Here is a 24,864-nt window from a genome sequence, read left to right as displayed (position 1 = left end):
GGGGGGGCGGGGCGGCGGGGGGGGGGGGGGGGGGCGCGGCGGGGGGGGGGGGCGCCCCCCCCCCCCCCCCCCCCCCCCCCCCCCCCCCCCCCCGCCTCCCTGTTGCTCGCCCGTCCGCTTCTACGCCCCCTTGGCCCCCTCGGGCCGGGTCGCGTCAGTCCTGGGCGCCGCGCCTGCGGGCCACGACCATGGCGCCCGCACCCAGCGCCAGCAGCAGGGCCGCGCCGCCTGCGATGTAGGGCGTCGTGGAGCTGCCGCCGGTCTCCGCGAGACTTGTGTCGACCGCAGCCGGGGCGTGCCCGGTCCCGGTCTGGGGCTTCACACCGGTGCCGCCGTCGCCACCGGAGGTGCCGCCGTCGCTGCCGCCCGCCGGCTTCGTGGGCTTGGGCCCCTTCGGGGTCTCGCAGGTCGCCTCGGCGAGCGTGACCTCCCCCTTGACGTCGGCGACGTTCAGCTTGAGCGGGTTGACCGACACCTCCAGGCGGAGCGCGGTGGCCGCCGCGGTACGCGACGTGGTCCGCGTCTTCGAGAGGTCGAGCCTCACCTCGCCCACACCCGGCACGTCGACCCGCGTGGTGCCACCCGAGGTGAGCGTCACCCGCTTGCCGAGGACCGAGACATGGCCCAGCACGTTGGATTCGGCGACGGGCTTGCGGCCCACCTCGCAGACCGCCTTCGAGGTGACCTTCTCGACCTCGATGAGCGAGAGCAGCGGTAGTCCGGGCAGATGCACACGGGCCTTCGCCAGGTTGCTGTAACCCTCCGCCCGATGCTTGTCGACGGTCGCGTTCGCCGTGGCCACGTCGGCGCGCAGCACGCTGAACGGGCGCCCCTGATTCACGCCGTCGAGCCGCACGCGGAGCGCGGTCTGCTCGGCGCTCGCCGGGGCGTGCACCTCGTTCAGCGTGGTCTTGAGCGGCACATCGACGGTCTTGCTCAGGAGCGATACATCGAGTGCGGTACGGAGCACGACCGCGCTCGCCTTCCCGCCACCGGTGGTCGTGGTGGCTCCGGTGGCGTGCGCCGGGGCGGCGACCAGCAGAGCGACGGGAGCGGCGGCGACCGCCAGGGCGGCCAGGCGGAAGGTGTTGCTGTTCAAAATGGTGGAACCCCCACAAGAGACATGGAGCCACCGGCGCCGCCCAATGGGGGACATCGCGGGCGCCGATGGCCTCGACTCCGTGAATCTTTACGCACAGAGGGTGAACTGACAGACAGCTGTGGCGAGTTCACTCCAAAGGGGGGTTTCCGCCCCTGTATTCGAATATCGAGGTACGTCTGTTCCTGCAGTGTTCCTCACCGTCACCCGATCCGCCGAGCGCAGGTGCGGTGTGGGGCAACCGCACCGGAGCATCACCAGAAGTGTTGTAACGAGCACGAGGGCGATTCGGTCACTGGCTGTCAACGTGCCGACCTTTCCGCCGGGACACGATGGCGTCAGCCGATCACGCGCCCGTTCAGCACGACCTGGCGCGGCGCCGCCAGCACCCGTACGTCCGCCCGCGGGTCCTCGTCGTACACCACGAGGTCCGCCGGGGCACCCTCCTCCAGCCCCGGCCGCCCGAGCCATGCGCGGGCACCCCAGGCGGTCGCCGAGAGCGCCTCGCACGCCGGGATGCCGGCCTTGACCAGTTCGGCGACCTCCGCCGCCACGAGTCCATGGGCCAGCGAGCCGCCCGCGTCGGTGCCGACGTAGACCGGCACCCCTGCGTCGTACGCCGCGCGCACGGTGTCGTAACGACGCTCGTACAGCTGCCGCATATGTGCCGACCAGCGCGGGAACTTGGCCTCGCCGCCCGTCGCGAGATCCGGGAACGTGGCGATGTTGACCAGCGTCGGGACGATCGCGACGCCGCGCTCGGCAAAGAGCGGAATGGTGTCCTCGGTCAGGCCCGTCGCATGCTCGATGCAGTCGATCCCGGCCTCGACGAGATCGACGAGAGCGGCCTCGGCGAAGCAGTGCGCGGTGACCCGTGCGCCGAGCCGGTGCGCCTCGGCGATGGCCGCCTCGACCTCGCCGCGCGGCCAGCAGGCGGTCAGGTCACCGGCCTCCCGGTCGATCCAGTCGCCGACCAGCTTGACCCAGCCGTCGCCGCGCCTCGCCTCCTGCGCGACGTACGCGACGAGGTCGCCGGGTTCGATCTCATGGGCGTAGTTCCGGATGTACCTGCGGGTCCTGGCGATATGACGGCCGGCCCGGACGATCTTTGGAAGGTCCTCGCGGTCGTCGATCCACCGGGTGTCGGAGGGCGATCCGGCGTCCCGGATGAGCAGCGTGCCGGCCTCCCGGTCGGTGAGCGCCTGCTTCTCGCTCGTGGCGGCGTCGACCGGGCCGTGGTGATCGAGCCCCACATGGCAGTGGGCGTCGACGAGACCCGGCAGCACCCAGCCGGTGACAGTCTCCGCCGCGTCCGCGCCCGGCGGCCGCTCGTACGAGATCCGCCCGCCGACCGCCCACAGCTCGTCCCTGACGTCGTCGGGACCGACGAGCACCCGCCCCTTCACGTGCAGCACCGGCTGCGCCTTGTGATCACTCATGGCAGCACTGTACGAGGCGGTGTCCGGGGGGCCCTGGGTACTCTCGACGGAAGCGCTGTTCGTACGCCGAACCGCAGGCCGACCCGATCCGAAGAGAGCACCACCGTGACGCACCCCTTCCTCGACCTCGCCCCGCTCACCCCCGCGCACTTCGCCGCCATCGAGCAGCGGGTGGCCGGTCTCCTCGCCACCGAGCAGGACGTCGTCATCATGCAGGGCGAGGCACTGCTTCCTCTCGAAGGCTGCATCCGGGGCGGTGCCCGGCCCGGTTCGACCGCGCTGAACGTGGTCACGGGACCGTACGGGCAGACCTTCGGGAACTGGCTGCGGGACTGCGGTGCCAATGTGATCGACCTGGCGGTGCCCTTCCACACGGCGGTCACCGCCGACCAGGTCGCGCAGGCGCTCGCCACGCACCCGGAGATCGATTTCGTCTCGCTGGTCCACGCGGAGGCGGCGACCGGCAACACCAACCCGGTCGCAGAGATCGGTGAGGTCGTCCGGGCCCACGGGGCGCTCTTCATGCTGGACGCCGTCGCCTCGGTGGGCGCCGAGCCGCTGCTGCCGGACGTATGGGGTGTCGACCTGTGCGTGATCGGCGCGCAGAAGGCGATGGGCGGCCCGGCCGGAGTGTCGGCGGTGTCGGTGAGCGAGCGCGCCTGGGAGCGGATCGCCGCCAACCCCGAGGCCCCGCGCCACTCGTACCTCTCCCTCCTGGACTGGAAGGAGCGCTGGATCGACGGCGGCCGCAAGGCCCTCCTGCACGCCCCCGCGCAGCTGGAGATGCTGGCGCTCGAGGCGTGCCTGGAGCGGATCGAGGCGGAGGGCCCGGAGGCGCTGATGGCCCGTCACGCGGCGGCCGCAGCGGCCACACGGGCGGGAGCGGTGGCGCTCGGCGGCGGCCTGGCGCCGTATGTGCACGAGGCGAAGGATGCGGCGCCGGTCGCCACGACGCTGCGCGCCCCGGCGGGAGTCGACGCCGCCGGGCTGGTCGCCAAGGCGCTCGCGACCGACCCCTCGCTGCCGCTGATCGCGGGCGGCGGGGCCCTGTCCAAGGAGATGATCCGGGTCAATCACTACGGTGTGGATGCGACGCGGGGCGTGGTGCAGTCCTCGATCGCGGCTCTGGGGTCGGCGCTGGCCGATGAGGGCCGGCAGGTCGACTTCGAAGCTGCCCGCAAGGCCGTTTCGGAAACCTGGCCGAGCGAATAAGAATTCATCAATGCGGGGAGCTGCTTTATCGAGAGCAGCTCCCCGCATTCTTCTGCCCGCTCTTCCGGAGCCTAAACGCCAAAGTTTCGACAACGCCGATCGGCACAATTCGGTTACGTCTCCAGGGAGTTACGACTCTGTGACCGACTCCACAACGTGGCTGATTTGCGGCATTAATAAGGGTCAAAACGGATTAAATCGAAGCAGTTTCGCGCCGGGGCGCGCGCCCGCGTGATAACACAGCTGCTCACTTCACCCAACCCCTTGCGTCGATGCAATTTCCGAATTTGCTGGGTAAATTCCATTCGCATGACCGCCGCACCAGCAGATTTTGCACGTGCCCGAAGCGAATTCATCACCATCGACACCCCGCGAGTGGAGGACGGGGCCGCGATCTGGCGCATCGCCCGCGACTCCGAGGTCCTGGACCTCAATTCCTCCTACAGCTACCTGCTGTGGTGCCGTGACTTCGCGGCGACCTCCGTGGTCGCCCGCGACGAGACCGGCGAGCCGGTCGCCTTCGTGACGGGATACATCCGGCCCGACCGCCCCGAGACGCTCGTCGTCTGGCAGGTGGCCGTCGACCACGGCCATCGCGGCATCGGACTGGCCGCCGAGCTGCTGGACTCGCTGACCGCGCGGGTCGCCGCGGAGCAGGGCCTGGCCCGGGTCGAGACGACCATCACCCCGGACAACACCGCTTCCGACCGGTTGTTCACCTCCTATGCGCTCCGCCATGACGTGGCCGTGGAGCGCGAAGTGCTCTTCGACGGCGGGTTGTTCCCCGAGGGAACACATCTGCCGGAAGTGCTCTACCGCATCGGTCCGTTCCACGTCTGAGGTGCAGCCCGGCCGACACGCCCCAGCCCGGCGTCGGCCGAAGCGCCCGTTTCACCTCCGCCCGTCACACCCCCACAAGCAGGAGAACCCCTGTGACCATCACCCCGCCCGCCCTGAGCGTCTTCGAGACCCTGGAGTCGGAGGTCCGGAGCTACTGCCGCGGTTGGCCCGCCGTGTTCGACCGTGCGCAGGGCGCCCGGCTGACCGACGAGGACGGCCACTCGTACCTCGACTTCTTCGCCGGTGCAGGATCCCTCAACTACGGCCACAACAACCCGGTGCTGAAACGCGCACTGATCGACTACATCGAGCGCGACGGCATCACCCACGGTCTGGACATGGCGACCACCGCGAAACGCGCCTTCCTGGAGACCTTCCACAACGTCGTCCTGCGGCCGCGCGACCTGCCGTACAAGGTGATGTTCCCCGGCCCGACCGGCACCAACGCGGTCGAGGCCGCGCTCAAGCTGGCCCGCAAGGTGAAAGGACGCGAGTCGATCGTCTCGTTCACCAACGCCTTCCACGGCATGTCGCTCGGCTCGCTCGCCGTCACCGGCAACGCCTTCAAGCGGGCCGGGGCCGGCATCCCGCTGGTGCACGGCACACCGATGCCGTTCGACAACTACCTCGACGGCCGGGTCCCGGACTTCCTCTGGTTCGAGCGCCTTCTCGAGGACCAGGGTTCGGGTCTCAACCAGCCCGCGGCGGTGATCGTCGAGACGGTTCAGGGCGAGGGCGGCATCAATGTGGCGCGGCCCGAGTGGCTGCGGGCGCTGGCCGATCTCTGCCGCCGCCGCGACATGCTCCTGATCGTCGACGACATCCAGATGGGCTGCGGCCGCACCGGTGCGTTCTTCTCGTTCGAGGAGGCCGGCATCACCCCCGACATCGTCACCCTGTCGAAGTCCATCAGCGGCTACGGACTTCCCATGTCGCTCTGCCTGTTCAACCCGGAACTGGACATCTGGGGCCCGGGCGAGCACAACGGCACCTTCCGCGGCAACAACCCGGCGTTCGTCACCGCCGCCGCCGCGCTCGACGCCTACTGGGCGGACGGCCAGATGGAGAAGCAGACGCTGGCCCGCGGCGAGCAGGTCGAACAGGCGCTGCTCGCGATCTGCGACGAACACGCCCGGCTCGGCGCGCAGTCCCGCGGACGTGGCCTGGTCCAGGCGCTCGAGTTCACCGACGTCTCGCGCGCCGCCGCGGTCTGTGCGCGGGCGTTCGAGCTGGGGCTGCTGGTGGAGACCTCCGGCCCGCGCAGCGAGGTCGTGAAGCTGCTGCCGCCACTGACCATCACCCCCGAAGAGCTGGACGAGGGCCTGCTCACGCTGGCCCGCGCGGTCCGCGACACCGTCTGACCGCCCGGCCGAGGGGTCGCACGACATCCCGACCGCCTGGCCGGGTCCATCCCGGGCAGGCCCGCACAGAAGTACCGCTGCAGAGAGAAAGGCTCCGACTCACCGTGATCGTCCGATCGTTCAGCGACATCGAGAACACCGACCGGCATGTGAAGGCCGCTTCCGGCACCTGGGAGAGCAAGCGCATCGTGCTCGCCCAGGAGAAGGTGGGCTTCTCACTCCACGAGACCACGATGTACGCAGGTACCGAGACGTCGATGTGGTACGCGAACCACATCGAGGCCGTCCTGTGTGTCGAGGGCGAGGCCGAGCTCACCGACGACGAGACCGGCGAGACGCACTGGATCACCCCCGGCACCATGTACCTGCTGGACGGCCATGAGCGCCACACCATGCGCCCCAAGACCGACTTCCGCTGCGTCTGCGTCTTCAACCCTCCCGTCACCGGACGGGAGGAGCACGACGAGAACGGTGTCTATCCGGTACTGACCGAGGAGGGCTGAACCATGACCACCGATGTACGCGCCGACCTGTATCCCACCCGGCGCACGGCCGAGATGACCACCCCCCGCCAGGACCCGGTCATCTGGTCCGTGCCCGGCGCCCCGGGCCCGATCGCCGTAAAGGATCTGCAGGGTTTCGAGCAAGACGGCTTCCTCACCGTCGACGAGCTGATCCGGCCGGACGAAGTGGCCGTGTACCACGCCGAACTGGACCGGCTGATCGCCGATCCTGCGGTGCGGGCCGATGAGCGGTCGATCATCGAGCCGAAGTCGCAGGACGTACGGTCGGTCTTCGAGGTCCACCGGATCAGCGAGGTCTTCGCCCGGCTGGTGAACGACGAGCGGGTGGTGGGCCGGGCCCGCCAGATCCTCGGATCGGACGTGTACGTCCACCAGTCGCGCATCAACGTCAAGCCGGGCTTCGGCGCCTCGGGGTTCTACTGGCACTCGGACTTCGAGACCTGGCACGCCGAGGACGGTCTGCCGCACATGCGGGCCGTGTCCGTGTCGATCGCGCTGACCGAGAACCACGACACCAACGGCGGGCTGATGATCATGCCCGGTTCGCACAAGTCGTTCCTCGGATGTGCGGGCGAGACGCCGAAGGACAACTACAAGCAGTCGCTGAAGATGCAGGACGCCGGCACCCCGTCCGACGAGGCGCTGACCAAGATGGCCGACCGGCACGGCATCAAGCTCTTCACGGGCCGGGCCGGTTCGGCGACCTGGTTCGACTGCAACTGCATGCACGGCTCGGGGGACAACATCACCCCGTACCCGCGCAGCAATGTCTTCATCGTCTTCAACAGCGTGGAGAACACGGCCGAGGAACCGTTCGCGGCGCCGGTGCGGCGCCCGGAGTTCATCGGGGCGCGCGATTTCTCGCCGGTGAGGTGAGGCGCTGACGGGCCGAGCCCGGAAGTGACAGGGGCCGGGACGACGTTCGTCGTCCCGGCCCCTGCCGAAAGTTGGTGGACCCCGGTGGCCGGCAACGGCGACAGTTGGTCCCATGACCTCACTTGTACGTCACATGACCTTCGACTGCGCCGACGCCTACAAACTCGGCAGTTTCTGGGCCGAGGTGCTCGGTGCCCGGCTGTCGGACGACGACAGCCCCGGTGATCCCGAGGCGCTCGTCGAGACCCCCGGCGCCGCGTTGCTGTTCGTTTCGGTGCCCGAGCCCAAGAGCGTCAAGAACCGCGTCCACCTGGACATCCAGCCGCAGGACCGCACCCGGGACGAGGAGGTCGAGCGGCTGCTCGCCCTCGGCGCCACGCTCGTCGGCGACCACCGCAGGCCCAACGGCCGGGGCTGGGCGACACTCGCCGACCCCGAGGGCAATGAGTTCTGCGTGGAGTGCAGCGCCGTCGAGCGGGCCACGCTGACCGCGACCCGGCTGCCGGTCACCGCGGACGATGTGACCACCGCGGTCCATCTCGCGCTCGCCGCCCTCCGCGAGGTTCCGGAGGACCACTGGCGGGCACCCGCCGGGTCGCTGGAGTGGGACTCCTGGGAGACCGTGGAGCATCTGAACGACGATCTCTTCGCGTACGCCGCCCAGTTGGGTCCGAGGAAGCCGCCGCTGGACCGCGAGGTCCCGTTCCGCTGGGGAGCCGACCGCAAGGGCGGCCCGGCGAATTCGATCTTCGCGAACCCCGACGCAGGACCGGTCGGCCTGCTCCAGACCCTGGAGGCGAGCGGCGCCCTGCTGACGGCGATGGTGCGGACGACCGCGGCGGACGTCCGCTCCTACCATTCGTACGGGGTGTCCGACCCGGAGGGCTTCGCGGCCATGGGAATCGTGGAGACCCTCGTCCATACGCACGATGTCGTCCAGGGCCTGGGCATCTCCTGGGCGCCGCCCGCCGATCTGTGCGACCGCGTGCTGGCCCGGCTGTTCCCGGACGCCCCGGACGACGCCGGCCGGTGGACCGTCCTGCTCTGGTCCACCGGCCGCGCCGAGCTGCCCGGGCGGGAACGCGTCACCTCGTGGAAGTGGCGCAGCGCGCCGCTCGATGCCGCCTGAGGGCTGTCCCAGCCTTCTACCGGTGGGAGAACCAGCTCGCTGCCGGGAGCAGCGTCGCGTTGTGGTCGAACAGCGCCTGGTTCTCCCACGCGTTGCCGGACGCCGGGTCCGCCGGGTCCCATCCGCTGCCGCTGACGGCGGTCCAGGCGGGCTCCCAGTACACGGCGCCGAGACCGCGGCCGTTCGGGACGGCCTCGACGACGTTCAAGACGTCCCGCAGGTTCGCCGCCTGACCGGCCGGTGTGGCGGGGTAGCCGCTGACCAGCTGGTCCGGGGTCGCGATGTTGTTCTCCAGCGCGTCACCGTTCGCCAGCGTGTGGGCGTACGCCGTCTCTGCGACCAGCACGGGCTTGCCGTACCGCGAGGCGACGTCGTCGAGGTTGGTCTGGAGGTCGGACAGCGGTCCGTGCCAGTAGCCGTAGTACGAGAGCGCGATGACGTCGAACGGGACCCCGTACGACACGGCGTTGTCGAACCACCAGCGGGTGCCCGCGTTGTCGCCGCCCTCGGCGAGGTGCAGCGCGACCTTCGTACTCGACGAGACCGCCTTCGCGGCGTTCGCGCCCGAGGTGAGCAGGCCCGCGAGCTGCGACCAGTTGTCGGTGGAGCCTTCCGGCCAGAGCATCCCGGCGTTGATCTCATTGCCGATCTGCACCATGTCGGCCGTGGTGCCCTGCGCCTTGAGGGCGTTGAGCACGTCGTACGTGTGGTCGTAGACGTCCGTCCTCAGCCGGCTGTACGTGTGGCCGGCCCAGGCGGCCGGCTTGTTCTGCTTGCCCGGGTCGGCCCAGCTGTCGGAGTAGTGGAAGTCGATGAGCACCTTCATGCCGAGGGCCTTGGCGCGCATGGCCATGGCGAGGACATGGGCCTTGTCGTTGTATCCGTCGGCGGGGTCCACCCACACCTTGAGGCGGACGTAGTTCATCCCGGAGGCCTTGAGGATGCTCATCGCGTCGCCGCTCGTTCCGGTCGCGCCCCGGTAGGTCGCGCCGTGCGCCTCGTTCTTCGGGAGGGTGGAGAGGTCACCGCCCTTGACGGTGAGGCCGGTCGTTCCCGAGGTGAAGGAGATGTCGTCGAAGTTGGCCCACTCCCCCGCGTGCGCATCGGAGTTGAGGCTGATCGTGCAGGCTCCGCCGGTGACCTTGACGGAGGTGACCAGACGGATCCAGGCGCCGTTCGGGGTCGGTGGCAGGTCCGTACGCTGTTCGGCGCTCCCGCAGTTGCGCAGCGCGATGTACGCGGAGTTCTGGCCGCCGCCGGAGCGGACCCAGGCGCTCAGGGTGTACGTGCCGTCGGTGAGCCCGGAGAGGTGCTGGTAGGTCTCCACCTTGTAGGCCGAAGCGGACCAGTGGGTCAGCCGGTTGCTGCCGCTGTGGCCGCCCGCCTCGGTGAAGGAGGCGGCGGTCTGTCCGCCTGCCGAGTAGGCCGACCACCCGGTGCTGCCCGCTTCGAAGCCGGTGTCGGCGGGGGTGGTGGCCGCGTGGGCGGCCTGGGCGGGCAGTGCGGCGAACAGCAGGCCCGCGAGTGCCGACACCACCGCCGCTCTCGTCCGCCCAGGTGGCTTTCCGTGCGTCTTTCCGTACATCGTCGATGTCCCTTCGACCGTTGCGCGGGAATTGCGGGGCTCGTGCGACTCAGCCGTCGAGGCGTACGACCCGGACCGCGCCCGCCGGAACGGCGAGGCGGCCCACGGTGTGCTCGCCGGTGAGGAGTTCGGTGCCGGGGCCGTCGAGCGGCACCTTCGCGTCGTCGCCGGTGTGGTTGATCGCGAAGAGGTACGTGCCGCTGTCGCCGGTGCGGTGTACGACCTCGACGTCGTGCGGGAGGCCGGTGCGCGGTGCGATCCGGGCGTCGTCGCAGGCCCGGTCGAGGACGGCGTCGAGGTGGGGTCCGGACAGCCGGGTGGAGATGTACCAGGCGGTGCCCCTGCCCAGGCGGTGCCGGGTGACGGCGGGGTGGCCCGCGGGGATGCCGTCGGCGTACGCCCAGACGGTCTCGGCGCCGCGCGGGATCACCACGTCCGACCACAGGTCTCCGGTCAGCTCCGGGCCTTCGGCGGCGCCCTCGGGCGTGATCAGGCGGACCGTCCCGCCCTCGCCGAGCGGTGAGAACTCCTCGATCGTCAGCCCGAGTACGTCCCGCAGGGCGCCCGGGTACGGCCCCGGGTGCACGGCGTCCTGGGTGTCGACGATGCCGGAGAAGTACGAGACGACGAGCGTGCCGCCGTTCTCGACGTAGCTCCGGAGGTTCCGGCCGGTCTCCTCGGTGGCGAGGTAGAGGGCCGGGACGACGACCAGCGGGTACCCGGAAAGATCGGCGTCCGGGTGGGCGAAATCGACGGTGAGATGGCGGTCGTACATCGAGGCGTAGAAGGTGTCGGCGCGCTCGCGGGCGTCGTGGTCCTCGCTCGGGCGCCACTCCAGCTTCTGCGCCCACCAGGACTGCCAGTCCCACAGCATGGCCGCGTCCGCGACGGTCCGGGTCCCGCGGATGCCGCTCAGCAGGCCGAGGTCGGCGCCGAGCCCGGAGACCTCGCGCCACACCCGGGAGTCCGTACCGGCGTGCGGCACCATCGCCGAGTGGAACTTCTCCGCGCCGCTGCGGGACTGCCGCCACTGGAAGAACATGGCGCCGTCGGAGCCGCGCGCGACATGGGCGAGGCTGTTGCGGGCCATCTCGCCCGGGCGCTTGGCGGGGTTTCGGGGCTGCCAGCTGACGCCGCTGGTGGAGTGCTCCAGGAGCAGCCAGGGCGCGCCGCCCGCGACGGAGCGGGTGAGGTCGGCGGCCATCGCGAGGTTGACATGGGTGCGGCGGCCGTCGGTGATCAGATAGTGGTCGTTGGTGACGAGGTCGGTCTCGCGGCCCCAGGCCCAGTAGTCGACGGAGTCGCACTGGCTGAGAGCGGTCATGAAGTTGGTGGTGACCGGGATGCCGGGAGCGAGGCGGTGCAGGATGTCCCGCTCGCTGCAGAAGTTCTCGCGCATGGCGGCGTCGGCGAAGCGCGCGTAGTCCAGGCGCTGCGCCGGGTTGGCGACGGTCGGGGTGGCACGGGGCGGGTCGATCTCGTCGAGACTGCGGTAGCGCTGGCCCCAGAAGGCGGTGCCCCAGGCTTCGTTGACGGCGTCGACGCCGCCGTGGCGGGCGGCCAGCCAGCGGCGGAAGTGGGCGGCGCAGTTGTCGCAGTAACAGGCACTGACCGGAACGCCGTACTCGTTGTGGACGTGCCACATCGCGAGCGCCGGATGGTCCGCGTACCGGCGGGCGAGCTGTTCGGTGATGTTCGCCGCGGCCGACCGGTAAGCGGGGTTGCTGTGGCAGATCGCGCCGCGTGACCCGAAGGCGTAGCGGACACCCTCGCGGCTGACCGGGAGGGCCTCCGGGTGGGCGCGGTAGAACCAGGCGGGCGGGGCGACGGTGGGGGTGCCGAGGTCGACCCGGATGCCGGCCGCGTGCAGCAGATCGAGGACCCGGTCGAGCCAGCCGAAGTCGTAGCGGCCGGGCTCGGGTTCGAGGAGCGCCCAGGAGAAGATCCCGACGCTGACCATGGTCACGCCGGCCTCCCGCATCAGGGCCACGTCCTCGTGCCAGACCTCTTCCGGCCACTGCTCGGGGTTGTAGTCGCCGCCGAAGGCGAGCCTGCGCAGACCGTGCGGGGCAGACTCGGGCGCGGTGTGCGGCATGGGCTTCTCCTGGGCTCTTTGGTACAACTTCTGGGAACGTGCACACGCACTCTCGGTGGCGCAGAGCCAACATAACCGCACAGTCTCAACCATTGACAAGTGTCGGATTCATTTCTCTACTGTGAACGCTCACAGCGCAGTTCGGCGCTGCACCCTCGCTTCTCGTCAGGGGAGAAACCCATGAAGTACCGCATCGTCGCGGTGTCCACGGCCGCTGCACTCGCCGCCACCGGCCTGCTCTCGGGCTGCGGCTCGTCGGACGACGACAGCGGGGACGGCCCGGCCGCATCCGGTCCCGTCTCGCTCACCTACTGGGCCTGGGCGCCCGGCCTGGACAAGGTCGCGGACATCTGGAACGCGGGCGAGGGCAAGAGGGCCGGCATCAAGGTCACGGTGAAGAAGCAGGCGTCGGGCGACGACCTGGTCACCAAGATCATCACGGCGGCCAAGGCCCACAAGGCCCCCGACCTGGTGCAGGCGGAGTACCAGGCGCTCCCCACCCTGGTCTCCAACGATGTGCTCGCCGACATATCCAAGGAGGCGGGCGACGCGAAGGGCGAGTTCGCCGACGGCATCTGGCAGCAGACGACCCTCGGATCGGATGCCCTGTACGCCGTGCCGCAGGACTCGGGCCCGCTGATGTTCTACTACCGCCAGGACCTGTTCAAGCAGTACGGCCTGTCCGTGCCCACCACCTGGGACGAGTTCGCCGAGACGGCCCGCACGCTGAAGAAGAAGGCGCCGGGCAAGGACCTCACCACGTTCTCCTCGAACGACTCCGGTCTCTTCGCGGGCCTCGCCCAGCAGGCGGGGGCGAAGTGGTGGACCACCGGCGGCAACAAGTGGAAGGTCGCCATCGACGACGCCGCCACGCAGAAGGTCGCCGATTTCTGGGGCGGCCTGGTCAAGGAGGGCGCCGTCGACAACCAGCCGATGTACACCCCGGCCTGGAACAAGGCGCTCAACACCGGCAAGCAGATCGCCTGGGTCAGCGCGGTCTGGGCGCCCGGCACCCTCACCACGGCGGCGCCCGACACCAAGGGCAAGTGGGCCATGGCCCCGCTCCCCCAGTGGACGGCCGGCCAGAACGTCACCGGCAGCTGGGGCGGCTCCTCCACCGCCGTCACCAACGACTCCAAGAACAAGGCCGCCGCCGCGACCTTCGCGAAGTGGCTGAACACGGACTCCGAGGCGCTGGCCGCGCTGGTCAAGGAGAGCGGCATCTACCCCGCCGCCACGGCAGCCCAGACCGGCGGCGCGCTCGCCCAGGCCCCGGACTACTTCTCCAACCAGCCCGATTTCTACACGAAGGCCGCCGAGATCGCGAAGGGCACCGCCCCCGCCGCCTGGGGCCCGAACGTGAACGTCGCGTACACCGCCTTCAAGGACAACTTCGCCGGAGCCGCCAAGAGCAGGTCGGACTTCGGGCCCGCCCTGACCGCGATGCAGGACGCCACCGTCGCCGACCTCAAGAAGCAGGGCTTCGGGGTCTCCGAGTGACACGCGCACGCCGCAGGAGTGCGTACGGGGTCAAGAGCGCCCCGTACGCCTTCCTGGCCCCCGCCACCGTGCTCTTCCTGCTCTTCTTCGCCCTTCCCATCGGGTACGCGCTCTACCTCAGCTTCCGCAGGACCGAGGTCAAGGGGCTCGGTCTGGGCAAGGGCGCCCGCGAGGAGATCTGGGCCGGCTTCGCCAACTACGCCGGTGCGCTCTCCGACTCGGAACTGCTGCACGGAGCGCTGCGCATCCTCGGCTACGGCGCGATCGTCGTCCCCGTGATGCTCGGTCTCGCCCTGCTGTTCGCCCTGCTCCTGGACACCGACCGGCTCCGGCTGCGGGGTTTCTCCCGGCTCGCGATCTTCCTGCCGTACGCGATCCCGGGTGTCGTCGCCGCACTCATGTGGGGCTTCCTCTATCTCCCGGACGTCAGCCCCTTCTACTACCTCCTCGACCGGGCGGGGCTGCCGCAGCCCGATCTGCTCGACGGGGGGCCGCTGTATCTCGCCCTCGCCAACATCGCGGTCTGGGGCGGCACCGGCTTCAACATGATCGTGATCTACACCTCGCTGCGGGCGATCCCGGCCGAGGTGTTCGAGGCGGCACGGCTGGACGGCTGCTCACAGCTGCAGATCGCGCTCCGGATCAAGATCCCGATGGTGGCACCGTCACTGGTCCTTACGTTCTTCTTCTCGATCATCGCGACGCTCCAGGTGTTCAGCGAGCCGACGACGCTGAAGCCGCTCACCAACTCCCTCTCCACCACCTGGAGTCCGCTGATGAAGGTCTACCAGGACGCCTTCGTCAACAACGACATCTACGCGGCGGCCGCTCAGGCGGTCATCATCGCCGTCGCCACCCTGGTCCTGTCCTTCGGCTTCCTCAGGGCGGCCAACTCCCGTACCCAAAAGGGAGGTTCCCGATGAGTACGCCGCGCCTCGCGTCCACCCCCGCAGGTCCGCGCCGCTTCGCGCTCGTACCGACCGCCGCGCTGCTCCTCGGCGCGCTCTACTGCCTGCTGCCCGTCGCCTGGGTGCTGGTCGCCTCGACCAAGTCCGGCAGCGAGCTGTTCTCCACCTTCACGTTCCTGCCGGGCACCGGCTTCCGCCAGAACGTCGCCGATCTGTCGGCGTACCGCGACGGCGTCTACTGGAAGTGGATGGCCAACTCGGCGTTCTACGCCGGCGCCGGCGCCCTGCTGTCCACGGCCGTCTCCGCAGTATCGGGGTACGCCCTGGCCGTGTACCGGTTCCGCGGGCAGGAGAGCATCTTCAACATCCTGCTGGCCGGGGTGCTGATGCCGCCGGTGATCCTCGCCGTACCGCAGTACCTGCTGCTGGCCGAGGCCGACCTCACGGACTCCTACCTGTCGGTCCTGCTGCCGGTCATCCTCTCCCCGTACGGTGTGTATCTCGCCCGGATCTACGCGGCCTCCGCCGTACCGGACGATGTGATCGAGGCGGGACGGATGGACGGCGGCAGCGAGTGGCGGATCTTCCGCACCATCGCTCTGCCGATGATGCTGCCGGGTCTGGTGACCGTCTTCCTGTTCCAGTTCGTCGCGATCTGGAACAACTTCCTGCTCCCGTACATCATGCTCGGTGACGACGAGAAGTTCCCGGTCACCCTGGGCCTCTACACCCTGCTCCAGCAGGGCTCCACCACCCCGGCCCTCTATACGCTGGTGATTACGGGGGCGCTGCTGGCGATCGTCCCGCTGATCGCGCTGTTCCTCGTCATCCAGCGCTTCTGGAGCCTCGACCTGCTCTCCGGCGCCGTAAAGTCCTGACCGGTCCCCGCCAGGGCTTCCATTGATGAAAGATCATGCACCATGAGCCGCACAGAACAGCCCGGACAGCCCGGACGGCACGGCCAGTCCGGCACGGGACGCCGCAGGCCGCCGACCATCCACGACGTGGCACGGGAGGCCGGGGTCTCGCGCGGTACGGTCTCACGGGTACTCAACGGCGGGCACAACGTCAGCCCGGCCGCGCTCGATGCGGTCAACTCCGCGATCCGCAAGACCGGTTACACGGTGAACCGGCACGCCAGGTCGCTGATCACCGGCCGCTCCGACTCGGTGGCGTTCCTGCTCACCGAGCCGCAGGAGCGGTTCTTCGAGGACCCGAACTTCAATGTGCTGCTGCGCGGCTGCACCGCCGCGCTCGCCGCGCACGACATCCCGCTGCTGCTGATGATCGCGGGGACCGAGGCGGAACGCCGCCGGAACATGCGGTACATCGCCGGTCATGTGGACGGGGTGCTGCTGGTCTCCAGTCACTCCGGCGACCCGGTCGCCGCCCGGCTGCACGAGGCCGGGGTCCCGCTCGTCGCCTGCGGCAAGCCGCTCGGGCAGGGCTCGAAGGTCAGCTACGTGGCGGCCGACGACAGGGACGGCGCCCGGGACATGGTGCGTTATCTGTACGAGTCGGGGCGCCGCCGGATCGGTACGGTCAGCGGCCCGCTGGACACCCCCGGCGGCGTCGAACGGCTGGCGGGCTACCGCGAGATGCTCACCGAGTGCGGACTGCCCGCCGACGACGCGCTGATCGTCCCGGGCGACTACAGCCGGGCGAGCGGCGAGGCGGCCGCCACTCTGCTGCTGGAGCGGGCCCCCGACCTCGACGCGGTGTTCGTCGCCTCCGACCTGATGGCGCAGGGCGTGCTGGCCGCACTGGAGAAGGCCGGGCGGCGGGTGCCGGAGGATGTCGCGGTCGGCGGCTTCGACGACTCGCCCGCGGCGCTCGCGTCCCGGCCCGAGCTGACCACGATCCGGCAGCCGTGGGACCGGATCAGCGCCGAGATGGTACGGGTGCTGCTGGCCCGGATCGGCGGGGAGGAGCCGGCCGCGGTGATCCTCCCCACCGAACTGGTGCGCCGGGATTCGGCGTAGGCCGTCAGGCTCCCAGCGCCGGGTAGTCGACGTACCCCTTCGCGTCCCCGCCGAAGAAGGTGGACGGGTCCGGGGTGTTGAACGGGCCGCCGGCCTTCAGCCGGGCGGGCAGGTCCGGGTTGGCGATGAACAGTGCACCGTACGAGATGATGTCGGCGATCCCGTCGTCGATCACCGAGTGGTGGTCCGGTCCGGTCGGCCCGTCCGTCAGCACATTGATGACGAAGGTGCCGGAGAACTGCTTGCGCAGCGCGAGGGTCAGTTCACGGATCTCCACCGCCTCCAGGACGTGCAGATAGGCGAGGCCGAGCGGCTCGATCTCCTGCACCAGCGCGGTGTAGACGGCGTCCGGCGCGGGCTCGTCGATGTCGTTGTACTGGTTTCCGGGCGAGATGCGCAGCCCGGTGCGCTCCGCGCCGATCTCGGCGGCGACGGCCTTGACCACCTCGACGGCGAACCGGATGCGGGCCTCGTCGGAGCCGCCCCACTCGTCGGTGCGCAGGTTGGTGTTGGGTGCGAGGAACTGGTGGATGAGGTAGCCGTTGGCGCCGTGCAGCTCGACCCCGTCGAAGCCCGCGTCGACGGCGTTGCGGGCGGCGGAGGCGAAGTCGGCCACGGTCTGCCGGATCTCGGCGTCGGTCAGCTCACGCGGCTCGATGAAGTCCTTCGGTCCCACGTGGGTGTAGACCTGACCGGCGGCCTTGACCGGGGAGGCGCTGACCGGGGTCAGTCCGTCCGGCATCAGGACCGGGTGGCCGATGCGGCCCGCGTGCATGATCTGGGCGAAGATCCGGCCGCCCGCGGCGTGCACCGCGTCGGTGACCTTGCGCCAGGACGCGACCTGCTCCGCGCTGTGCAGACCCGGGGTGGAGGGGTAGCCCTGGCCGACGACGGACGGCTGGATGCCCTCGGTGATGATGAGACCGGCCGAGGCGCGCTGGGCGTAGTACTCGACGGTGAGTTCGGTGGCGGTACCGCCGTCACCGGCACGGCTGCGAGTCATCGGGGCCATGGCGATGCGGTTGGCGAGCTGGGTGCCGGACAGTTCGATCGGGTCGAATGCGGTGGTCATGAATGCCCCTAAGGAAATTTACATGGTCGGCCAAGTATTTCGTCCTGCGCCACTGTAACGCATTAATTGGCCGACCAAGGTAAAGTTTGTGGAGAGCGCCGGAACCGGCCTCGGGCCTGGGACCGATCCGCCGGACAGGCCGCAGGCCGGAGCATCGCCCCGAGGAGTCCCCATGAAGGCCGAACCCGTCGACCCCGTCTGTACCGAGCTGCCGAGCGCCGCCCGCGGCGGCCCGGTCAGCCACGCCGTCTCACGGGTCGCGCGGCTGCACCGGATCGCCGCCGGCAAGGCGCTGCGGTGCGCCGGGCTCTACCCCGGCCAGGAGTTCCTGATGATGTACCTGTGGGACGCGGGCGCGGCGCGCCAGTCGGAGTTGATCAAGGCGGTCGACCTCGATCCGTCGACCGTCACCAAGATGCTCCAGCGGCTCGAACAGGCCGGTCACGTCCGCCGCCGCCCCGACCCGGACGACCGGCGGGCCGTCCTGGTCGAGGCCAGCGCGGACAGTTGCGCGCTGCACTCGGATGTCGAGCGGGCCTGGACGAATCTGGAGGAACGCACGCTCGCCGGCCTGGACGCGACGGAGCGCACCGAGCTGGCCCGGCTGCTGGCCAAGGTCGAGGAGAACCTCTCCCGGGAGACCGAGAACTGCCCGGAAGGCCGCTGAGCGGTCAGCCCGCGAGCACCTCCAGCGCGCGGTCCACATCGGCCTGCGTGTTGTAGAGATGGAAGGCCGCCCGCAGATTCCCGGCCCGGGCCGACACCGCGATACCGGCCCGGGCCAGCGCCGACTCGCGGCTTCCCAGCCCCGGCACGGCGACGACCGCGGACCGGCCGGGCACCGGCTCGTGGCCCATCCCGGCCAGCGCGGTACGGAACCGGGCGGCGAGCGCGGTGTTGTGGGCGTGCACGGTGTCGATGCCGATCTCGGCCATCAGCGCGAGCGAGCGCTCGGCACCGTGGTACGCGAGGAAGGCGGGCGCCTCGTCGAAGCGGCGCGCGGTGGCGGCGAGCCGGCCGACGGGCCCGTACGTGCTGTTCCAGCGGTCCTCGCCGGCCACCCAGCTCGCGTACAGCGGCGACAGGGTCTCCTGCGCCTCCTCGGTGACGGTGAGGAACGACGAACCGCGCGGGCAGAGCAGGAACTTGAAGCCGCCCGTGACCGTGTAGTCGTACGCTCCGGCGTCCAGCGGCAGCCAGCCTGCGGACTGGGTGGCGTCCAGGAGGACCCGGGCGCCGTGCGCGGCGGCCGCCGCGCGAACCGCGTCGAGGTCGGCGATCCGGCCGTCGGCGGACTGTACGGAGGAAAGGGCGACGAGCGCGGTCGTGGGCCGCACCGCCTCGGCCATGCCGTCCAGCGGGGCGTACCGCATCCGCAGATCCCCACGGACCGAGAGGGGGCCGACGACCGAGCTGAACTCCCCCTCAGGTACCAGCACTTCGGCGCCCGGCTCCAGCGAGGCCGCGATCAGACCGACGTGGACGGCGACCGAGCTGCCGGTGGCGACCCGGTCGGGACCGACACCGACGAGCCCGGCGAACCGGGTCCGTGCGGCGTCCACGGCGTCGAAGCTGCCCGCGCCCGCACCGGTGCCCGCGGCGTTCTCGTCGGCGAGCGTCTTCACCGCCTCGACGGTGCGGCGGGGCAGCAGCCCGCAACTGGAGGTGTTGAGATACGTGGATTTGGGCGCAAACTCGGCGGCTACGGCCTGGGCGAGCGAGGAGTTCTCCATGCGTCCAGCCTGAATGCCCCTCAACTCATCGTCAATCACGAAGAGTTGAGGGGTACCCCCAAGCAATGCTTATCGATGCAGTTGAGCGGCCGGCCGCGGCGGCGCTGGGTCAGCCCTGGCTGCCGGCCTGCGGTACCTGGCAGGCCCCGTCGGCGTCGCAGGCTGCCCCGTCCGAGCCGATGGCGGTCAGCGGACGGTCCTTCCACGCCTGCTCCAGCGCCTGCGCGAAGACCTCGGCGGGCTGGCCGCCGGAGATCCCGTACCGCCGGTCGAGGACGAAGAACGGCACGGCGTTGGCGCCCAGTTCGGACGCCTCCTGCTCGTCGGCCCGCACCTCGGCCGCGTACGCCTCCGGATCGGCGAGCACGGCCCGCGCCTCGTCGCCGTCGAGCCCGGCCTCTAGGGCGAGCTCGATCAGCACCTCGGCGTCGAAGACGGACCGCTCCTCGGCGAAGTTCGCCCGGTAGGCGAGCGTCAGCAGCTCGTCCTGGCGTCCGCGGGCCTTGGCGAGGTGGAGCAGCCGGTGGATGTCGAAGGTGTTTCCGTGGTCGCGCCCCTCGGTCCGGTAGCCGAGCCCTTCGGCGTGCGCGTTGGCCGCGACGTTCGCCTCCATGGACCGGGCTTCCTCACGGGTACGCCCGTACTTCTGCGCCAGCATGTCGATCACCTGGGCGGTGTCGCCCTTGGCGCGGCCCGGGTCGAGCTCGAAGGACCGGTGCACGACCTCGACCTCGTCGCGATGGGCGAACCCCGCCAGGCCCTTCTCGAAGCGGGCCTTGCCGATGTAGCACCAGGGGCAGGCGATGTCGCTCCAGATCTCGACGCGCATGACTCTTCTTCTCTCCAGGCTGTTGTGCAGATGGATCGTGCCGCTGCCCCGGTTGTGCGAGGGCAGCGCGGAGGCACCCTCCGCTCCTTCCTGGAACACGCGCCCGGACCCTGTCATTCCCGACCGAGCCGGAGAGCCGTCGGCGGCTATTCCGCCGGCTCGACGATCGGGCGATCGCTGACGAGGGCCACGATGATCATCGGGGCGTCGCCGTCGCACTGGTTGACGGAGGCCGCGATCCACACGTCCGCGGCGCCGGGGCCGGCGGCCACCGGCCCCCACACCGACAGATCGCCGAGGCAGTCCTTGTCGCACAGCGCCTGGAAGAGCGGCGGCATGGGCTCGTCCGCAATCTTCCGGAAGACCGGCACCCGCATGCCCACCTTCCGGTGAGCACCCCACCGGCGGTCCAATTCCGCCACGAAGTCGTCCAGATGACCGCGGGCGGCTTCGTCCGCGTCATTCCACTCGGGCGCGTACACGCCGACGAGGCTGTCGCTCTCCCAGAGCGGAAGGATCCGGAAGCCCTCGCCCGAGGTGGTGATCCACTCCCCCGTGACCGGGTCCCCCTGGCTGTCCGTCGGTCCGGTCGCCGGTACGGGCCCGGCGAGCAGCGCCTCGATGTCGGCGACCGCCCGGTCGAGTTCGAATGTCTCCCCGGCCCGGGCCGTCACAGTGCCGGCCGGTCCATCGGGCGCGGCAGCGGCTCCAGCGCACCGGCGTCCCGCAGCTGCACATAGGCCCGGACCACGGCCCTTGCGTCGCCCTGCGGGGCGATGTCGAGGAGGACGCCTCCGCCGGTGAGCTCCTTGCGGACGGCGGTGAGGCCGTCCGGCAGCAGGGCTGCGCGTCCCGGGGAGAGATAGCCGACCCACCCGACGCCGGGCTCTCCGACGCCGAACCCCGCGTCGTCCTCCAGGGCGTCGAGCACGTCGTCGTCGGTCACATCCCCGAAATCCGGCCCCCACGCCTCGGCGACCGCCGTGAGGAGCTCGGCGTCGGGGACATCCGCGCCGTCCGGCGACCTGACGCCGATCACGATCGAGTTGAGCAGGAACTCCGAGGCGCCGCCCGCCAGACCTCTGGCCTCGATCTCCCAGCCCTGCTCGTCTCCGATGACGAGATACAGGCCGGCACCGTCCGAGGCGTACCTGGCCTCCTGCTGCTGCACCTTCAGAGCGGCGAGCAGGGACGCCTCGTCCGTGCCGGTCTCAGCGGCGGCCCCGGACTCGCGGACCCGACTCCATGTCCCACCCGCCCCGGCGACCGGCAGCAGCCCGGCGAGCCGGTCCAGCATCAGATTCCAGCGTCCGGCCACCGCCTCGACCGGCTCCTCCCGGGGACCCCAGAAGCCCCGCACCACACGCCGCATGTCCTGTCTCCGTCATCTGTCGTCCACCGGTCCGGCCAGAGTCACCGCCCGAGCCAGGCTAGTACCTGCCTCGCGGGGCATCAGTCGAACGCCCCGGGCTTCCTGGTGCTGTTGCTCGGGTGCTGCTTGGTGTAGACGACCTTGATCGGCAGGTTCTCCTCCCGGAACGCCTTGCGGGCGGCCTTGGCCACGTCCGGGTCGGAGAAGTGCCATTCGACGGCGCGGCCACCGGACGCCTCGACCTGAGACCGTGCCTCGGTGACGAACTCGTTCTTGCCGGACGCGGTGAGGCTGCCCTTCTCGCTCTGCGAGAGGTATCCCTTGTAACCGTTCTTCGCCTCCAGGAACGTCTGCCTGCCGGAGTCCCAGCCGTCGTACTCCACCGCCGGCTTGCCCTCCCTCGGGTGCGGCACGACGTACTCCCGGCCGCGCACGGTGCCGGTGACCTGCTCCTGGTAGCGGAGCCACGACTCGTTCTTCCAGTTGGGCGGGGGGTTGCGGTCACGGCTGGCCCAATAGCCGTCTCCCTTGTCGGCGGAACCGAAGTCCGGCTTCTTGAGGTCCGCCGCCCAGTCCGGCGAGTTGTAGTTGCGCGGGTCGGAGGTGTCGTTGCGCCTGGGCTCGGGCCACTGCTTCTTGGCCAGCTCCGCCTTGGCCGCGCGGTCGGGCTCCTCGGCCCGCTTCTGCTCCAGGTGGGCCGCCCGCTCCTGCTCCCGGGCCTCCTTCGCCTTGGCCTCGGCCGCCTTGTCGCAGCCGTCGTCGGCGAGGATCACATGGTTCGGGGGCCCTGCGGCGAGCACCCCGGTTCCGGACCCGGAGATCCCGCCGGAACCGCCGTAGCGCACCCGGGGGCCGAGGGCGATGCTGCAGCCTGTCTTACGCGCCGCATCCTCTGCTTCGTCCGCCGCCTCGTCGGCCTCCTTGGCCGCCTTGCGGACACCGTCGATGTCTCCGACTTCAGCGGCCTTACGGGCACGGCGCGCGGCGTTGCCGGCGTTCTCGGCGGCTTCGGCCACCTTCGCGGCGACCTTGCCGAGCTTGCCCAGCTTGCTGGCCTTGCCGACGACCTTCGCGACGTCGTAGCCGGGGATGAAGAGCGATCCGATGTTCCAGACGACATCGGTGACGGCCCGAGTCTTCTCCCCGTTGTTCCAGCGGTCCCGTACCTCGTCGCCGACGAACATGTCGTCGCCGACCTTCACGACGGTGTTGAGCGAGGCCTTGCCCCAGTCACCGAGTGCACCGAAGTAGTCGCCCTTGTCCCACTTGCTCCCGGCGTCCTTGGAGTCCTGCATCCACGTGCTGCCCAGCTGCTTGCCGTAATCGGCCAGGCCGGACCAGGTCTCGGGCTTGAACAGGTCGATGATGCCGGTGACATCACCCCAGACGCCGTCGACGGCGAGGCCCTTGACGACCTGGGTGGTGCGGTCCCATGCACAGCCGAAGAAGCCCCAGCCGCCGCAGTCCTCCTTCTTGTCCCCGTCCTTCCCGGAGTCGCCGGAGTCGTCGGAGTCCGCGTCCGAGACGGGGGTGTCGTACGTGGCCTCGGGCTCGGTGCTGGTCTCGGGGTAGGTGTCGGTGCCCGGACCGTCGGGTCCGCCGGTGCCGCCGCCGGATCCGGTGGTGGAGCCTCCGTCGGCGCCCCCGTTCGCTGTCCCGGCGTTGGAGCCGCCGGCACCGCTCGCACCACCGCCGTCGGAGCCACCGCTGCCGTTCGCACCACCCGCACCGCTGCCGTTCGCACCACCGGCGCCGGTCCCGTTCGCACCACCCGTGCCGCTTGATCCCGCATCCGTGCCACCGGCGACGGCGCCGCCGTTGTCGGCACCGCCCGAGTCCGAACCCCCGGCGACCGCGCTGCCACCCGTGTCCGAACCGCCCCCGTCCGTACCGCCCGCGGTCTTACCGGCCCCGACCGTGTCGCTGCCGGTGCCCGCCACCTCGCACGACGTGCCCGTGAGCGAGCAGATCGCCGCCTGGAGGCGGTCCGTGATCTGGCCGCCGACTCCGCTCAGCACCAGCGCGCCGATGAGCGCCACGACGATCAGGACCAGGCCCAGGTACTCCAGAGCCGTCTGCCCCCGGTCCCGCCGCCAGGTGATCATGTGGGAGAACGAGAACTCGGGCTTGTCCTCCCGGACCCGCGCCGGCAGCCGGAACCACTCGCGGCTCTGCGTCCGGGTGAGGAGCACCAGGATCAGTACAGGCAGGAACACCTGGGTGAAGCCGTGCACCGACCCGTTCGCAATGTTGGCGAGGCCGCCGAGGATCAGCCACACCTGTACGGCGATCAGGCCGCCCCATACTCCTCTGCCGCCGGTCCAGGCGCGTCGCGAGAGCATCCAGCCCACGACTCCGGGCGCGGCCCCGTACAGCGCGAGGCCGATGACCACGCCGCCCATCGCGTCCGCGGCGAGCGCGGAGCCGAACAGCCCGAGGCCACCCAGCACGGTGGCTCCGAACAGGACATGCAGCAGGATGCGGGCCGCTCCGAGTGCCCGTGGCAGCTCCCGTCGCCCCTCACCCGGCGCCGGAGCGTCACCTCCGTATGCGGGTATGCCACCGATCGCGGACATGCCTTGTCTCCCCCAACCAGACCTGCCGACAAGCAGAGTGATGCCCGTTCAGGCTAGGGGCACAGTGGGGTGGAGTCTTGGGCCCCAGGGCCCAACTCCGGTCCCAAGGGGCCGTGGTGAGGCTCTGGCGAGGAGGGTGGCCGTCAGCTCACCGTGAGGCGCAGGACCAGATGGGCGCCGGCGCGCGGGTGGTCGGGATCGGAGGCCCAGCCCCGGTCGGCGTAGAAGGACTGGGCGCGGGTGTTGTGCACGAAGACTTCCAGCCGGGCGCTGTCCACTCCAGCCTGCTGCCAGGCGGCGACGCAGGCGGTGTGGAGTTCGGTGCCGATTCCCGTACGCCAGTGGAACGGGGAGACATGGAGCTGCGTGAGGTGCATGACGCCGTCGCGTACGGCGAAGGCCGCGACGCCGGCGAGGGCCCCGTCCCGTTCGGCGCAGAGCACGGTGGCGTCCGGGCGGTCGATGGCGCGGGACCAGCCACCGCGGCTGCGGCCGACCTCGGCGGCGCCCGCGTACTCCTCCTCCGGGAGGTGGCCCCGGTAGTAGGTGGCGCGGGCCTCGGTGTGCAGCTGGACTATGGCGTCGAGATCGGCGGGCGTGGCGGTTCTGATCATGAAGGGAGGGACGCGACGGGTCGGCCCGTGGTTGCGACGCCGGTCCGCACGGCGGCCGTCCGAGAAGGCGGCTTCGGTCGTGCGCGGACGAGCGGGAGTCGCTTCGGCGGCCGGATGG

Annotated in this window: 22 protein-coding genes; 11 read left to right on the top strand and 11 right to left on the bottom strand. The window is 70.4% G+C overall.

All coding sequences use genetic code 11. The features are described from left to right. Positions 1–154: 154 nt before the first annotated feature. Both ACIA8E_RS11360 and ACIA8E_RS11355 read right to left on the bottom strand, forming a co-directional pair. Positions 155–1,099 (bottom strand): SCO1860 family LAETG-anchored protein, encoded by a 945-nt coding sequence (locus ACIA8E_RS11360; protein WP_399296796.1) that lies wholly within the window; start codon positions 1,097–1,099, stop codon positions 155–157. Between the two features lie 338 nt (positions 1,100–1,437). Continuing rightward, positions 1,438–2,538, bottom strand: a complete 1,101-nt coding sequence (locus ACIA8E_RS11355) for an amidohydrolase family protein (RefSeq protein WP_399296794.1) — start codon at positions 2,536–2,538, stop codon at positions 1,438–1,440. A 105-nt stretch (positions 2,539–2,643) separates the two neighbouring features. Here ACIA8E_RS11355 and ACIA8E_RS11350 point away from each other — a divergent pair, with 105 nt between their 5' ends. From ACIA8E_RS11350 to ACIA8E_RS11325, 6 genes are all read left to right on the top strand, one after another. Further along, entirely contained in the window at positions 2,644–3,750 is a 1,107-nt protein-coding gene (locus tag ACIA8E_RS11350) for a pyridoxal-phosphate-dependent aminotransferase family protein (RefSeq protein WP_399296792.1), read from the top strand. A 375-nt stretch (positions 3,751–4,125) separates the two neighbouring features. Then, a complete protein-coding gene (ectA, locus tag ACIA8E_RS11345; RefSeq protein ID WP_399296832.1) occupies positions 4,126–4,590 on the top strand; it encodes a diaminobutyrate acetyltransferase in 465 nt (154 codons plus the stop codon). 92 nt (positions 4,591–4,682) lie between these two features. After that, positions 4,683–5,951, top strand: coding sequence for a diaminobutyrate--2-oxoglutarate transaminase (gene ectB, locus ACIA8E_RS11340; protein WP_327124259.1), 1,269 nt, complete (start codon positions 4,683–4,685; stop codon positions 5,949–5,951). Between the two features lie 104 nt (positions 5,952–6,055). Next, positions 6,056–6,454 (top strand): ectoine synthase, encoded by a 399-nt coding sequence (locus ACIA8E_RS11335; RefSeq protein ID WP_030920010.1) that lies wholly within the window; start codon positions 6,056–6,058, stop codon positions 6,452–6,454. A gap of 3 nt (positions 6,455–6,457) precedes the next feature. After that, positions 6,458–7,351, top strand: coding sequence for an ectoine hydroxylase (gene thpD / locus ACIA8E_RS11330; RefSeq protein ID WP_399296790.1), 894 nt, complete (start codon positions 6,458–6,460; stop codon positions 7,349–7,351). 112 nt (positions 7,352–7,463) lie between these two features. Beyond that, a complete protein-coding gene (locus ACIA8E_RS11325) occupies positions 7,464–8,480 on the top strand; it encodes a VOC family protein (RefSeq protein WP_399296788.1) in 1,017 nt (338 codons plus the stop codon). Positions 8,481–8,496: 16 nt separating this feature from the next. Here the strand turns inward: ACIA8E_RS11325 and ACIA8E_RS11320 are convergent, their stop codons facing one another. Next, positions 8,497–10,065: an arabinogalactan endo-beta-1,4-galactanase gene (locus tag ACIA8E_RS11320; RefSeq protein ID WP_399296786.1), complete on the bottom strand. Its 1,569-nt coding sequence runs from the start codon at positions 10,063–10,065 to the stop codon at positions 8,497–8,499. Positions 10,066–10,114: 49 nt separating this feature from the next. Beyond that, the gene (locus ACIA8E_RS11315) at positions 10,115–12,160 is read right to left on the bottom strand and encodes a beta-galactosidase (RefSeq protein ID WP_399296784.1); all 2,046 of its coding nucleotides are present in this window, start codon (positions 12,158–12,160) and stop codon (positions 10,115–10,117) included. A gap of 180 nt (positions 12,161–12,340) precedes the next feature. On the opposite strand from ACIA8E_RS11315, the gene ACIA8E_RS11310 reads away from it, so the two are divergent. The 4 genes from ACIA8E_RS11310 to ACIA8E_RS11295 are packed head-to-tail and all read left to right on the top strand — an operon-like array spanning position 12,341 to position 16,550. Further along, positions 12,341–13,660: an ABC transporter substrate-binding protein gene (locus ACIA8E_RS11310; RefSeq protein WP_399296782.1), complete on the top strand. Its 1,320-nt coding sequence runs from the start codon at positions 12,341–12,343 to the stop codon at positions 13,658–13,660. Then, on the top strand, positions 13,657–14,583 hold the full coding sequence (locus ACIA8E_RS11305) for a carbohydrate ABC transporter permease (protein WP_399296780.1): 927 nt from the start codon (positions 13,657–13,659) through the stop codon (positions 14,581–14,583). The genes ACIA8E_RS11310 and ACIA8E_RS11305 overlap by 4 nt, the downstream gene beginning before the upstream one ends. Further along, positions 14,580–15,446 (top strand): carbohydrate ABC transporter permease, encoded by an 867-nt coding sequence (locus ACIA8E_RS11300; RefSeq protein ID WP_329164418.1) that lies wholly within the window; start codon positions 14,580–14,582, stop codon positions 15,444–15,446. The genes ACIA8E_RS11305 and ACIA8E_RS11300 overlap by 4 nt, the downstream gene beginning before the upstream one ends. Positions 15,447–15,488: 42 nt before the next feature. Continuing rightward, positions 15,489–16,550 carry a LacI family DNA-binding transcriptional regulator gene (locus ACIA8E_RS11295; protein WP_399296778.1) on the top strand — a complete coding sequence of 354 codons (1,062 nt, stop codon included), beginning with the start codon at positions 15,489–15,491 and terminating at the stop codon, positions 16,548–16,550. 4 nt (positions 16,551–16,554) lie between these two features. Here the strand turns inward: ACIA8E_RS11295 and ACIA8E_RS11290 are convergent, their stop codons facing one another. Then, a complete protein-coding gene (locus tag ACIA8E_RS11290; RefSeq protein ID WP_399296776.1) occupies positions 16,555–17,622 on the bottom strand; it encodes an alkene reductase in 1,068 nt (355 codons plus the stop codon). Between the two features lie 172 nt (positions 17,623–17,794). Here ACIA8E_RS11290 and ACIA8E_RS11285 point away from each other — a divergent pair, with 172 nt between their 5' ends. Beyond that, positions 17,795–18,289, top strand: a complete 495-nt coding sequence (locus ACIA8E_RS11285) for a MarR family winged helix-turn-helix transcriptional regulator (protein WP_399296774.1) — start codon at positions 17,795–17,797, stop codon at positions 18,287–18,289. Positions 18,290–18,293: 4 nt separating this feature from the next. Here ACIA8E_RS11285 and ACIA8E_RS11280 read toward each other — a convergent pair whose 3' ends face one another. From ACIA8E_RS11280 to ACIA8E_RS11255, 6 genes are all read right to left on the bottom strand, one after another. Next, positions 18,294–19,355 (bottom strand): aminotransferase class V-fold PLP-dependent enzyme, encoded by a 1,062-nt coding sequence (locus ACIA8E_RS11280; protein WP_399296772.1) that lies wholly within the window; start codon positions 19,353–19,355, stop codon positions 18,294–18,296. Between the two features lie 109 nt (positions 19,356–19,464). Further along, the gene (locus ACIA8E_RS11275) at positions 19,465–20,184 is read right to left on the bottom strand and encodes a DsbA family oxidoreductase (RefSeq protein WP_399296831.1); all 720 of its coding nucleotides are present in this window, start codon (positions 20,182–20,184) and stop codon (positions 19,465–19,467) included. Positions 20,185–20,330: 146 nt separating this feature from the next. Beyond that, entirely contained in the window at positions 20,331–20,858 is a 528-nt protein-coding gene (locus tag ACIA8E_RS11270) for a hypothetical protein (protein ID WP_399296770.1), read from the bottom strand. After that, the gene (locus ACIA8E_RS11265) at positions 20,855–21,556 is read right to left on the bottom strand and encodes an Imm52 family immunity protein (RefSeq protein ID WP_399296768.1); all 702 of its coding nucleotides are present in this window, start codon (positions 21,554–21,556) and stop codon (positions 20,855–20,857) included. The genes ACIA8E_RS11270 and ACIA8E_RS11265 overlap by 4 nt, the downstream gene beginning before the upstream one ends. A gap of 80 nt (positions 21,557–21,636) precedes the next feature. Continuing rightward, the gene (locus ACIA8E_RS11260; protein ID WP_399296766.1) at positions 21,637–24,132 is read right to left on the bottom strand and encodes a Tox-REase-5 domain-containing protein; all 2,496 of its coding nucleotides are present in this window, start codon (positions 24,130–24,132) and stop codon (positions 21,637–21,639) included. Positions 24,133–24,275: 143 nt separating this feature from the next. Then, positions 24,276–24,746 carry a GNAT family N-acetyltransferase gene (locus tag ACIA8E_RS11255; protein ID WP_399296764.1) on the bottom strand — a complete coding sequence of 157 codons (471 nt, stop codon included), beginning with the start codon at positions 24,744–24,746 and terminating at the stop codon, positions 24,276–24,278. Positions 24,747–24,864 lie beyond the last annotated feature (118 nt).

Source organism: Streptomyces sp. NPDC051664 (assembly GCF_044453545.1).
Lineage (GTDB): Bacteria > Actinomycetota > Actinomycetes > Streptomycetales > Streptomycetaceae > Streptomyces.
This window is presented reverse-complemented; position numbering and strand designations above follow the sequence as displayed.